Origin of the sequence: Nocardia jejuensis NBRC 103114 (assembly GCF_001613145.1) — a bacterium.
In the GTDB taxonomy this organism is placed as follows: Bacteria; Actinomycetota; Actinomycetes; order Mycobacteriales; family Mycobacteriaceae; genus Nocardia; species Nocardia jejuensis.
In genome coordinates this window covers 1-14,486 of record NZ_BDBU01000042.1, presented here as the reverse complement: position 1 = coordinate 14,486, position 14,486 = coordinate 1, and the positions used below count along the sequence as shown (strand labels likewise).

The following is a 14,486-nucleotide window of genomic DNA, read 5'->3' as shown; positions in this document are numbered from 1 at the left end:
CGTCCCGTTCGGGTTTTCGGCGGGGAGCGCTGTGGTGTTCCGGAAGCGAGGTTTGGGTTGAACCGGCTGGATTTCGGCGGCAACGGCGAAGCTGGGGGCGAAATCGCACCGGTATCGGGCGAGCTTTTCCCGCTGTCTCCTGCGCAGCTGGGCATCTGGTACTCCCAGCATCTCGACCCGCAGGTGCCGATCAATATCGCCCAGTACGTCGAGCTTCGCGGCGAACTGGACATCGAACTGCTCGAGCAGGCCATGGTCGACGGCTCGCTGGAGTTCGGCTCGGGCTTCCTGCGCATCGTCGAACGCGACGGTGAACCCATGCAGATGGTGGACCCGACCCTGGATCGCACCATCTACCACGTCGATCTGCGTGATGAGCAGGATCCGGCGGCTGCCGCCATGGAGTGGATGCGCGCGGAGTACAGCGCCCCGCTCGATCTGGTCAACGACCGCCTGATCCGCTCGTGCATGCTGCAGCTGGGCGACGGCCATTACTACTGGTACGCCCGCATCCACCACATCGTGCTGGACGGCTTCGGCGCGATGACCTACCTGGCCCGCGTGGCGGAGCTGTACACCGCCGCCGTCTACGGTGTCGACCCCGCGCCCGCCAAGATCACGGATCTGCCCACCCTGGTCGAGCAGGAATTCGCCTACCGCGAGACCAGCCGCTTCAAGTCCGACAAGGACTATTGGGCCGAGCGGGTCGCGGGCCTCGAGGACGGGACCAGCCTGGTCGGCCGGTCGGCCCCGCCCGCCGCGATCAACTCGATCGCCACCGGTGCGCTCAGCGACGAGCAGAGCAGCCTGCTCGAGCGGGCCGTGGCCCGGCACGAGTCCTCGCCCGCCGGACTGCTCATCGCCGGCTTCGCCGCCTACCTCGCGCAGTGGACCGGCAGCGAGGACGTCATCCTCAGCCTCCCGGTGACCGCGCGCACCACCGCGGCCATGCGCCGCTCCGGCGGCGCGGTGTCCAACATCGTGCCGCTGCGCCTGCGCGTCGCGCACGACACCACCGTCACCGAGCTGCTCAAGCAGGTGACGATCGAGGTGTCCGGCGCACTGCGGCACCAGCGGTACCGCGCCGAGGACATCCGCCGCGATTCGAGCGGCGAGTTCAGCGGCGGCGATATCGGCGCACAGTTCTTCGGTCCGTGGGTCAACATCATGTTGTTCCACAACGAGCTGGTCCTGGGCGACATCACCGGTGAATTCAGCGTGCTGTCCACCGGTTCCATCGAGGATCTGGGCGTCAACTTCTACCAGTCGGTCAAGGGCACCCGGAATCACATCGACTTCGAGACCAACCCGAACCTGTACTCGCAGGACGAGACTCGCGGTCACCACGCTCGCTTCCTGGAGTTCTTCGATCGCTTCCTGGCCGGCGGCGCGAGCGAGCCGGTGTGGAGTCTGCCGATCACCACCGACGCCGAGCGCACCCGAACCCTGCTGGACTGGAACGACTCCGCCCACGAGGTTCCGGTCACCACCCTGCCGGCTCTGCTCGACGCGCAGATCCCGCTGACCCCGGACAACGTCGCGCTCGAGTTCGAGGGTGAGCAGCTCACCTACGCCGAGTTCGGCGAGCGCGTCAACCGCCTCGCCCGGTTCCTGATCGCCGACGGCGTCGGTGCCGAATCGCTTGTCGCCCTGGGCATGCGGCGGTCCCTGGACCTGGTGATCGGCATGCACGCGGTGCTGCGCGCCGGTGGCGCGTACGTGCCGATCGACCCCGATCACCCGGCCGACCGCACCGCCTACATCCTCGAGTCCGCGGCACCGGTCTGCGTCCTGACCACCGCCCGTGACCAGCTCGAACTCCCGGAGTCCGTGGACCGTGTGGAGATCGACACGCTCGATGTGTCCGGTCACTCCGCCGAACCGGTCACCGATGCGGACCGCCTGGCCCCGCTGCGCCCGGACAACACCGCGTACGTCATCTACACCTCCGGTTCCACCGGTCGCCCCAAGGGCGTCGCGGTCACCCACCACGCGATCGTCAACCAAGAGCTGTGGATGCTGGACGAGTACCAGCTCACCGCCGACGATGTGTACCTGCAGAAGACGGCCACCACGTTCGACGTGTCGCTGTGGGGTTACTTCCTGCCGCTGATGGTCGGCGCGAAGCTGCTCATCGCCACCCCGGACGGGCACCGCGATCCGCTGTACGTCGCGGACATGATCGAGCGCCACGGCGTCACGATCACCGACTTCGTGCCGTCCATGCTGACGGTGTTCGTCGCGCATGCCACCGCGGCCCAATGTGCCACGCTGCGACACGTTTTCGTGATCGGTGAGGCGCTGCCGCCCGAGACCGGCGCGGGCTTCCGCGCGATCAGCTCGGCGGGTCTGCAGAACCTCTACGGTCCCACCGAGGCCGCGGTCTCGGTGACCTACTGGGAGAACACCGCCGCCGACATCACCACGGTGCCGATCGGCGCGCCCGAGTGGAATGTCGAAGTCTACGTACTGGATTCGCGCCTTCGCCCCGTCGCGATCGGTGCGCCCGGTGAGCTCTACCTGGCCGGACGCCAGCTCGCGCGCGGCTACAAGGGCCGTCCGGATCTGACCTCGGACCGCTTCGTCGCGAACCCGCTCTCCACCCACGGCGAACGCATGTACCGCACCGGTGACCTGGTGCGCTGGAACGGGTCCGGGGCGACCGGAGTCCTCGAGTACATCGGCCGCACCGACTTCCAGGTGAAGTTCCGCGGCCAGCGCATCGAGCTCGGCGAGATCGAGACCGACCTGCTCGCGCACCCCGCCGTCTCCCAGGCCGCCGTGCTGGTCATGGACACCGCCACCGGCCAGCAGCTGGTCGCGTACGTGGTCCCCGTCCCCGGGCAGAGCGTGGATCCCACGGAGCTGACCCGCTTCGTCGCCGAGAAGCTGCCGACCTACATGGTCCCGGCCTCGATCATGGTGCTGGAGGCCTTCCCGCTCAACACCTCCGGCAAGCTGGACCGCAAGGCCCTGCCGGATCCGGTGTTCAGCGCGGACGCCGCCGGGTACCGCGCTCCGCGCACCGCCGCCGAGGAGATCGTGGCGGGCGTGTTCGCCGATGTGCTCGGCCACGCGCGGGTCGGCGTCGATGACAACTTCTTCGATCTGGGTGGTAACTCCCTGGTCGCGACCCAGGTGGTGGCGCGCATCTCGGCGGCCTTCAGCACCCGGCTGGGCGTGCGCGCGCTGTTCGAGACCCCGACCGTCGCGGGCTTGGCCGCGCGCGTGGAATCGGCTGCCCCCTCCGATGTTTCGCGTCCGCCGCTGACGGCGCAGCCGCGCCCCGAGCGGGTGCCGCTGTCGCTGGCGCAGCAGCGCATGTGGTTCCTGAACCAGTTCGATCCGACCGTGCCGACCTACAACCTGCCGTTCGTGGTCCGGTTGCGCGGACAGGTCGATCTCGCGGCCCTGCAGCTGGCGCTGACCGATGTGGTGGAGCGTCAGGAATCGCTGCGCACCATCTTCCCCGAGTCCGGGGACGGCGGTTTCCAGCAGGTGGTCCCGATCGACGAGGTCGACCTGGGCATCGCCATCCACGACATCGACGAAGCCGAACTGCAGAGCGCCCTGGCGCAATTCGCCTCCACCGGCTTCGACGTCTCACACGAGCTGCCGATCCGCGTGCGGCTGTTCAAGGTCGCGCCCACCGTGGGACGTCACGCCGCGCCCGCGAATGCCGCTGCCCCGGAAGGTGTTTCCGAGGACGATTCCGATGCCTCCGGCGATATCGATCTCGCCGTCGCGTTCGTCGTGCACCACATCGCCGCGGACGGTTTCTCCTTCGGTCCGCTCTCGCGCGATATGACCGCCGCCTACCTCGCCCGCGCCGCCGGACAGGAGCCCGCGTGGGCTCCGCTACCGGTGCAGTACCAGGACTTCGGTATCTGGCAGCGCGAGGTGCTCGGCTCGGAATCGGATCCCGAGTCCATGGCCGCGCGCGAGATCGACTACTGGCGTGGTGCTCTCGCGGGTCTGCCCGATCAGCTCGACCTGCCCGCGGACCGCCCGCGCCCGCCGGTGCAGAGCTTCCACGGCAGCCGCGTCACCTTCGAGGTCCCGGTCGAGCTGCACACCCGCCTCACGGCTCTGGCTCGCGCGCAGGGCGTGTCGCTGTTCATGGTCATGCACTCGGCGCTGGCCGTGCTGCTCGCACGCCTGTCCGGCACCACCGACATCTCCATCGGCACCCCGGTCGCCGGTCGTGGTGAGCAGGCCCTGGACGACCTGATCGGCATGTTCGTCAACACCCTGGTGCTGCGCTCGCACGTCGACGGCGCCGAACGCTTCACCGACTTCCTGGCCCGCACCCGCGACACCGACCTGGCCGCGTTCGCCAACACCGATGTGCCGTTCGAGCGCCTGGTCGAGGTCATCAACCCGACCCGCTCGCAGGCGCGGCACCCGCTGTTCCAGGTCATGCTGTCGTTCCAGGAGATGTCGCACGGCTCCATGGAGCTGCCCGAGCTCACCGTCTCCGCGGACGAGCTCGAGGTCGACATCGCCAAGTTCGATCTGCAGTGGACGCTGACCGAACAGCGCGACCTCGCCGGCGCGCCCGCCGGACTCTCGGTGGTGCTGTCCTACGCCACCGATCTGTTCGACGCCCGCACCGTCACCGAATTCGGCGACCGCTACCTGCGCGTTCTGGAATCGGCCGTCGCCGATCCGGGCACCGTGGTGCGCGATATCGACATCCTGGACGCCGGCGAGCGCGCGGTGGTCCTGCACGAGTGGAATCGCACCGAGCACGCGCTGCCGTCCGCGGTGACCGTGCTGGACTTGTTCCAGGAGCAGGTCCGGATCCGCCCGAACGCCACGGCCCTGATCTTCGATCCGGGTGAGCGCGGCGGAATGTTCGGTCCCACAACCGAACTCAGCTATGCCGAGTTCTCCGTGCGGGTGAACCGGCTGGCCCGCAAGTTGATCGCCGAGGGCGTCGGCCCGGAGTCTTTGGTGGCGGTCGGTATTCGGCGCTCGGTGGACATGATGGTCGCCATCTACGCCACGCTGGCGGCCGGCGGCGGCTACGTGCCGATCGACCCCGACCACCCCGCCGAGCGCACCGACTACGTGCTGCGCAGCTCGGAGCCGGTGGTGCTGCTCACCACCCGCGACGACGCCGTGGACAGCCAGGACTGCCCGGTCCTGCGCCTGGACGAGCTGGACCTGAGCGAGTTCGACGACGCGCCGATAGCGCCGTCCGAACGCCGCGGTGAACTGCGCCCTTCGAACGCCGCCTACGTGCTCTACACCTCCGGTTCCACCGGCCGCCCCAAGGGCGTGGCCGTGCGGCACTCCGCGGTCCTGAACCAGATCGCCTGGATCACCGGCGAATACGAGATCGACGACACCGACGTCATTCTGCAGAAGACCCCCGTCACCTTCGACGTGTCGGTGTGGGAACTGTTCGGATCCCTCGCTGTCGGTGCGCAATTGGTGATCGCCGCGCCCGACGGGCACCGCGATCCGATGTACCTGTCCGAGGTCATCGGCAACCACCGCGTCACCATGACCTCGTTCGTGCCCTCGATGCTCTCGGTGTTCGCCTCGAGCGCCTCGGCCGCGGAATGCCTGTCCCTGCGTGCGGTTCTCGTCGCCGGTGAAGCGCTGCCCCCGGCCACGGTCACCGCGTTCCGCAAGTTCTCCACCGCCGCGGTGCACAATCTCTACGGCCCGACCGAATTCACCGTGCACGCCACCTACGCGCCCATCGACGCGCCCACGGTCACCTCGGTGCCGATCGGCCGCCCCGTGTGGAACGCGCAGGCCTATGTCCTGGACGGCGGCCTGCGACCGGTCGCCGCGGGCGTACCCGGCGAGCTGTATCTCGGTGGCGCCCAGGTGGCGCGCGGCTACCACGGCCGCCCCGACCTGAGCGCGGAACGCTTCGTCGCCAACCCCTTCGGCGAACCCGGCTCACGCCTGTACCGCACCGGTGACCTGGTGCGCTGGAACGCCAATACCGCCGGTGTCATCGATTACATCGGCCGCACCGACTTCCAGGTGAAGTTCCGCGGTCAGCGCATCGAGCTCGGCGAGATCGAGACCGCGCTGCTGGATCACCCCGCGGTCAACCAGGCCGTGGTGCTGGTCATCGACACCGTCGCGGGCGATCAGCTGGTCGCGTACATAGTGACCGGCCGCCCCGTCGATCTCGACAGCGTCAAGACCTGGCTGCAGCGCACCCTGCCCGCGTACATGGTGCCGGGCTCGATCATGGTGCTCGAGGAGTTCCCGCTCAACGCCTCGGGCAAGCTCGACCGCAAGGCGCTGCCCTCCCCGCAGTTCGAGGTGCGCGAATTCCGTGCTCCGACAACCCCGATCGAGGAGATCGTCGCCCAGATCTTCGGCGAGGTCCTCGGCATCGCCCGGGTCGGCGTCGACGACGACTTCTTCGAACTCGGCGGCAACTCGCTGATCGCCACCCAGGTGGCCACCCGCCTCGGCACCGCCCTGGACACCCGCGTCCCGGTCCGCATGCTGTTCGAGGCCGCCACCGTCGAGGCGCTCGCCGCCCGCGTCGAATCGCACGCCGGTGACGGAGCGCGCAAGGCCCTGGTGGCCCGCGAGCGTCCCACCGACATCCCGCTTTCCCTTGCGCAGCAGCGCATGTGGTTCCTGAACCGCTTCGACACCGCGTCGGCGGTGAACAACATCCCGGTCGCCATTCGCCTCTCCGGCGAACTCGACGTGGCGGCCCTGCAGGTCGCCGTCATCGACGTGATCGACCGGCACGAGTCGCTGCGCACCGTCTTCCCCGAGACCGTGCACGGCCCGGTGCAGCAGGTCCTGGACGCCGCGCAGATCGTGCCCGACCTGACCCCGGTCCCGGTCACCCAGGCCAACCTGCTCGACCACCTGATCGAACTGGCGTCGATGGCCTTCGACGTCACCGACGAAGTGCCTTTGCACGCGGCGCTTTTCGAGATCAGTGAGTCCGAGTACGTGCTCGGCATGGTGGTGCACCACATCTCCGCCGACGGCTGGTCCATGGGCCCGCTGGCCCGGGATGTGATGGTCGCCTACGCCGCCCGCACCTCGTGGGAGGCGCCCGCCTGGGCCGAATTGCCGGTGCAGTACGCCGATTACGCGCTGTGGCAGCGCGAGGTGCTCGGCGCGGAGGACGACCCGGCCTCGCTGATCTCCAAGCAGATCGGTTACTGGGCCGAGACTCTCGCCGATCTGCCGGACGAGCTGGTGCTCCCGTCGGACCGTCCGCGTCCGCCGGTCGCCACCTACCGGGGCGGCACCTACCCGTTCGCCATTTCCGCCGAAACCCAGCAGCGTCTGGTCGAATTGGGCCGCAGGCACAATGCCTCGCTGTTCATGGTGCTGCACAGCGCGCTGGCGGTTCTGCTGGCGCGGCTGTCGGGCACGGCCGACATCGCGATCGGCACCCCGGTGCACGGCCGCGGTGAGGCCGCCCTCGACGACCTGATCGGCATGTTCGTCAACACCCTGGTGCTGCGCAGCGAGGTGGAGGCCGACACGTCCTTCGCCGAACTGCTGGCCAAGGCCCGCGAGAGCGATCTGCACGCCTTCGCGCATGCCGATGTGCCGTTCGAGCGCCTGGTCGAGGTGCTCAACCCGGCCCGCTCGCAGTCCCGGCACCCGCTGTTCCAGGTCATGCTGACCTTCCAGAACACCCGCCAGGCCAGCCTGGAGCTGCCCGGCCTCTCGGTCAACGGCATCGACTACGACGCCGGTCTGGCCAAGTTCGATCTGCAGCTGACCCTGCAGGAGATCCAGGACGCGCACGGCGAGCACGCGGGCATGTCCGCCGAGTTCTCCTACGCCCTGGACCTTTTCGACGAGCCGACCGTCGCCGCCTTCGCGCAGCGACTGGATCTGATCCTGGCCGCCGTGGTGGCCGATCCGGAGCAGGCCATCGGCGATATCGATCTGCTGGTCGGCGACGAGCGCTCGCAGGTGCTCACCGGGTGGAACGCCACCGAGTTCGAGCTGGCGAAGGTGCTCCCGGAGCTGCCGCAAGGCGTTGCCCCGACCCTGGTTTCGCTCTTCGAGGCACAGGCGCTGAGCAGCCCCGACGCGCCCGCGATCAGCTTCGAAGGGACGACTCTGTCCTATGCGGAGTTCGGTGGCCGGGTCAATCGCCTGGCCCGCAAGCTCCTCTCGCAGGGTGTGGGCGCGGAAACGCATGTGGCCCTTGCCATCCGCCGCTCGATCGACCTCGTGGTCGCCATGTACGCGGTGCTCGAGGCCGGTGGCGCGTACGTGCCGCTGGATCCCGATCAGCCCGGCGAGCGCATCGACTACGTGCTCGACACCGCTCGCCCGGTCGCCATCCTGACCACCGGCCGCGACGACTTCGTCACCGGCCGCAATGTCCCGCTGCTCGAGGTCGACGACATCCGCCTGGACGAGCTGTCGGACGCCCCGATCACCGATGCCGAACGCGGCGGGGCGATTTCGCCCGCGCACACCGCGTACGTCATCTTCACCTCCGGCTCCACCGGCCGCCCCAAGGGCGTCGCCGTGGAGCACGGCGCCATCGTGAACCGTCTGCTCTGGATGCAGCACGAGTACCCGATCGGCTCGCAGGACGCGGTCCTGCAGAAGACCCCCGCCACCTTCGACGTGTCGGTGTGGGAGTTCTTCTGGCCGCTGCAGACCGGTGCGCGCCTGGTCGTGGCGAAGCCGGACGGCCATCGCGATCCGGTGTACCTGGCTCAGGTCATCGCCGAAGAGGGCATCACCACAGCGCATTTCGTGCCGTCCATGCTGTCGGTCTTCGTGACCACGGGCTTGGGGGAGTGGGATGCCACCGAGGGACCCGCGCCGCGCCTGCGTCAGGTGTTCGCCTCCGGTGAGGCCCTGCCCGCTCCGACCGCGCAGAAGCTGCGCGAGCTGACCGGTGCGCGCCTGCACAACCTGTACGGCCCTACCGAGGCCGCTGTCGACGTGACCTATCACGAGGTCACCGACTCCGATTCGACGTTCGTGCCGATCGGCCGTCCGGTCTGGAACACCCGCACCTACGTGCTGGACGCCCGTTTGAACGCGGTCGCGCCCGGTGTCGCGGGTGAGCTCTACCTGGCCGGCGATCAGCTGGCTCGTGGCTACCTCGGCCGTCCCGACCTGTCGGCCGATCGCTTCGTGGCGAACCCCTTCGGCGCGCCCGGCTCCCGCATGTACCGCACCGGTGACCTCGTCACCTGGACCGCCGCCGGGGAACTGAACTACCTGGGCCGCACCGACTTCCAGGTGAAGCTGCGCGGTCTGCGCATCGAGCTGGGCGAGATCGAGGCCGCGCTGCTGGCCGAGCGCTCCATCGCCCAGTCCGTCGTCGTGGTGCGCGCGGACGCGCACGCCGGTGATCAGCTGGTCGGCTATGTGGTCCGCGAGCCGGACGCCGTGGTCGACGTGGAATCGGTCAAGGCGGCCCTCGGCCGCTCGCTGCCCGCCTACATGGTCCCCGCCGCGATCGTGGTGCTGGACGCCTTCCCGGTCAACGCCTCGGGCAAGCTGGATCGAAAGGCGTTGCCCGCGCCGGTGTTCGAGGCCAAGCGCTTCCGCGCCGCCTCGACTCCGATCGAGGAGATCACCGCGCAGATCTTCGCCGATCTGCTCGGCGTTCCGCGCGTCGGCGTCGACGACGACTTCTTCGAGCTGGGCGGCAACTCGCTGGTCGCCACCCAGGTCGTGGCGCGCCTGTCGGCGGCGTTGAACGCCGAGATCGGCGTGCGCGTGCTGTTCGAGGCGCCGACCGTCGCGGCGCTGGCCGCACGGGTGGAGTCGCACGCGGGAACCGGTGTGCGCCAAGCGCTCACGGTGCGCACCCGTCCGGAGCACCCGCCGCTGTCGCTGGCGCAGCAGCGCATGTGGTTCCTGAACCGCTTCGACACCGAATCGGCCGCGAACAATATCCCGGCTGCCGTAAGGCTCACCGGCGCACTGGATCTCGCCTCGTTGCGCGGTGCGGTCGCCGATGTGGTGGCGCGCCACGAATCGTTGCGGACGGTCTACCCGTCGCACGAGGGCGTCGCCTTCCAGAAGGTGCTCCCGACCTCCCGCGCGGTGCCGCCGCTGGACGTCGTCGAGGTGACCGATGCCGAGCTCTACGCGGCGGTCTACGACTTCGCCGGGCGCGGTTTCGATGTCACCGCCGAACCGCCGGTGCGGCTGCGGGCGTTCCGCCTCGCGGCGGACGAGCACGTGCTCGTGCTGGTGACGCACCACATCGCGGGCGACGGTTTCTCGATGAACCCGCTGTTGCGCGATCTGATGACCGCCTACGTGGCGCGCAGCAGCGGCGAGTCGCCGAGCTGGCGGGACCTGCCGGTGCAGTACGCGGATTTCGCGCTGTGGCAGCGCGAAACCCTCGGCTCCGAGGACGATCCGCGCTCGCTCATCACCGAGCAGCTGGACTACTGGCGCGCGACGCTCGCGAGCCTGCCGGACGAGCTGCGCCTGTCCACCCGCCCGCGTCCCGCCGTGGCCTCCTACGAGGCGGGCACGCACCGCTTCGAGGTGTCGGGTGAACTGATCACCGGCCTGAACCGGGTCGCGCAGCAGCACGGCACCACCCTGTTCATGGTGGTGCACAGTGCATTCGCCGCATTGTTGGCGCGGTTGTCGGGCACCGACGACATCGCCGTGGGTATCCCGGTCGCGGGCCGCGGCGAGCAGGCGCTGGACGATCTGGTCGGCATGTTCGTCAACACTCTGGTGCTGCGTTCACCGGTCGACACCGGTGCGAGCTTCGCCGATCTGCTGAAGAAGGTGCGCGAGCGCGACCTGCAGGCCTTCGCGCACGCCGACGTTCCGTTCGAGCGGCTCGTGGACGTGCTCAACCCGGCGCGTTCGCAGTCGCGCCATCCGCTGTTCCAGGTCATGCTCTCGTTCCAGAACCTGGGCCGCACAGCGCTGGAACTGCCGGGCCTGTCCGTCGCCGAGCTCGGCATCGACCAGCAGTCGGCCAAGTTCGATCTGCAGTTGACCCTGAGCGAGGTGTTCGACGCGAGCGCGGCCGCCGACGCCGAGTCGGCGGCGATGGACGCCGAACTGGTCTTCGCGACCGATCTGTTCGGTCCCGAGTTCGCCGAGGTGTTCGCGCAGCGCTTCGTGCGCATGCTGACCGCCGTCGTGGCCGATCCGTCGGTCACGGTCGGGGATATCGAACTGCTGGCCGACGCCGAGCGCTCACGCGTGCTGCGCGGCTGGAACGACACCACCTTCGAACTGGACGCGGCCCTGCCGGACGTCTCGGAGGGCGCGGCGGCGACGCTGGCGTCGCTGTTCGAGGCCCAGGTCGCGCTGACTCCCGCCGCGAACGCCGTCACCTTCGAGGGGACGGCTCTGTCCTACGCCGAGTTCGCCGGCCGGGTCCGCCGGCTCGCCCGCTGGCTGATCGCCGAGGGCGTCGGCCCGGAATCGTATGTGGCGCTGGGTATGCGCCGCTCCATCGACCTGGTGGTCGGCATGTACGCCGTCACCGTGGCCGGTGGCGCGTACGTGCCGCTGGATCCCGATCATCCGGCCGAGCGCATCGAGTACATCCTCGACACCGCCGACCCGGTGTGCGTGCTGACCTCCGGCGACAACCTGGAAGGTGTTGCGGCGAGCCAGGTCCGGATCGATCAGCTGGACCTGTCGGGCTTCGCCACGACACCGATCACCGATGCCGAGCGCCGCACGCCGCTGCGCCCGCGCAGCACCGCGTACGTCATCTTCACCTCCGGCTCCACCGGCCGCCCCAAGGGCGTCGCCGTCTCGCACGCCGCGATCGTCAACCGCCTGGTGTGGATGCACGCGCAGTACGGCCTGGCCGCCGACGACGTGGTGCTGCAGAAGACCCCCGCCACCTTCGACGTGTCGGTGTGGGAGTTCTTCTGGCCGCTGCAGGTCGGCGCGCGCCTGGTGATCGCCAAGCCGGACGGCCACCGCGATCCGGCGTATCTGACGGAAATCATCGCCGCCGAACAGGTCAGCACGGTGCACTTCGTGCCGTCCATGCTGGCGGTCTTCGTGGCCGAGCTGGCGGGCCGCCCGAGCGCCGCCGCCGCGCTGGGCCTGCGCAATGTCTTCGCCTCCGGTGAGGGCCTGCCCGGCACCACCGCGCAGGCGCTGCGGCAGCTGACCGGTGCGCGCCTGCACAACCTGTACGGGCCCACCGAGGCCGCCGTCGACGTGACCTATCACGAGGTCACCGACGCGGACGTGACCTCGGTGCCGATCGGTGCGCCGGTCTTCAATACCCAGGTCTACGTGCTGGATTCGCGGCTGCGACCGGTTCCGGTCGGTGTCGCGGGTGAGCTGTACCTGGCGGGCGATCAGCTTGCCACCGGCTATGTCACGCGCCCGGACCTGACCTCGGATCGCTTCGTGGCCAACCCGTTCGCGGTCGGCGAGCGCATGTACCGCACCGGTGACCTCGTGGTCTGGAGCGTGGACGGCGAGCTGGAGTACCTGGGCCGCACCGACTTCCAGGTGAAGCTGCGCGGTCTGCGCATCGAACTGGGCGAGATCGAGTCGGCGCTCACCGCGCTGCCCGCGATCGCGCAGTCGGTGGTCGTGGTCAGGCGCGACGAGCGGACCGGCGACCAGCTGGTCGGCTACCTGGTGGCGGCGGACGCCGAGCTGGATCTCGACGCGGTGAAAGACGCTCTGTCCCAGCAGCTTCCGTCGTACATGGTGCCCACCGCCTTCATGGTGCTCGACGCCTTCCCGCTCAATGCCTCGGGCAAGCTGGATCGCAAGGCGCTGCCCGCGCCGACCTTCGCCGCCAAGGTGTACCGCGCCCCGGCCACCCCGGTGCAGCAGACCGTCGCCGGCGTCTTCGCCGATGTCATCGGCGTCGAGCGGGTCGGGCTGGACGACGACTTCTTCGAGCTGGGCGGCAACTCGCTGATCGCCACCCAGGTGGTGGCCCGCCTGTCCACCGCGCTCGACGCGGACGTTCCGCTGCGCGCGCTCTTCGAGGCGACGACCGTCATCGCCCTTGCCGCGCAACTGGAATCGCGCGTCGGCACCGGCGGCCGAGCCCCCCTGACCGCTCGCGAGCGCGGCGATCTGACGCCGCTCTCGCCCGCGCAGCAGCGCATGTGGTTCCTGAACCGCTTCGACAACCGCACCGCCGTCAACAACATCCCCGTCGCGCTGAAGCTCACCGGCGAGATCGACCTCGAGGCCTTCACCGCGGCCCTGGGCGATGTGCTGGCCCGGCACGAGGCGCTGCGCACCGTCTACCCGGAGGTCGAGGGCGACGGCTACCAGCGCGTGGTGCCGCTCTCGGACATCGAGTTCGACGTGCGCGCCGAAAGCGTCACCGCCGCTGAGCTTCCCGCGCGCATCACGCAGCTCGCGACGGTCTTCTTCGACGTCACGCAGGAACTGCCGTTCCGCGCGGGCGTGCTGAGTCTCGGTGCGAACGAGCACGTGGTCGTGCTGGTGCTGCATCACATCAGCGCGGACGGCTTCTCGCTGCGCCCGCTGCTGCGCGACGTGGTGGCGGCCTACCTGGACCGCAGCCGCGGCGAGGCGCCGAGCTGGGAGCCGCTGCCGGTGCAGTACGGCGACTACGCGCTGTGGCAGCGCGAGGTGCTCGGTTCCGAGAGCGATCCGGAATCCACCGCGGCACAGCAGGTGTCCTACTGGCGCGAGCAGCTGCGCGATCTGCCCGAGCAGATCGAGCTGCCGGCCGACCGGCCGCGGCCCGAGATCGCCACCAATGCCGGTGGCACGTACGACTTCTCGATCGACGCCGAGCTGCACCGGGCGCTGAACTCGCTGGCCCGCGAGCACGACGTCACGCTGTTCATGGTCGTGCACGCCGCGCTGGCCACCTGGGCCGCGCGTCTGTCGCGCGCCACCGATATCGCGATCGGCACCCCGATCGCGGGCCGTGGCGAGCGGGCGCTGGACGATCTGGTCGGCATGTTCGTCAACACCCTGGTGCTGCGCACCGAGGTGGCCCCGCAGGCGGCGTTCCGCGAGCTGCTCTCGCAGATCCGGCGCACCGACCTGGCCGCCTTCGCGCACGCCGACGTGCCGTTCGAGCGGCTCGTGGACGTGCTGAGCCCGGTCCGCTCGCAGGCGCATCACCCGCTGTTCCAGGTCGCGCTGACTTTCGAGGCTGCCGGAGCGAAGGACGCGGGCGCGGTCTCGCTGCCCGGTCTGGACGTCGAGGCCGTCGAATTCGATCCCGGCACAGCCAAGTTCGATGTGCAGCTGACCGTGGGCGAGCGCGCCGACGGCTCGCTGGGCCTGTCCTGGAACTACGCCACCGATCTGTTCGATCCCGAGACCGTGGCCACCTTCGCCGAGCGTCTGGTGCGCATTCTGCGCGCGGTCGCCGAGGATCCGGCCGCGCTGCTCGGCGATATCGATCTGCTGGGCGAGGGCGAACGGCATCAGGTCGCCGAGCGCTGGGTCTCCGCCGGTGACGACATCGTCGCGCTGGCCGACGCGGCGCGGGTCACCGCCGCCGCCATGCAGGCCGCGGCCACCGCCGGAGTCGGCGG

Annotated in this window: 1 protein-coding gene; it reads left to right on the top strand. The window is 69.5% G+C overall.

The features are described 5' to 3' along the window. Positions 1–57: 57 nt before the first annotated feature. Positions 58–14,486, top strand: a 14,429-nt coding sequence (locus tag NJ1_RS28330; RefSeq protein WP_157574284.1) for a non-ribosomal peptide synthetase, incomplete at its 3' end; no start/stop codon positions are given.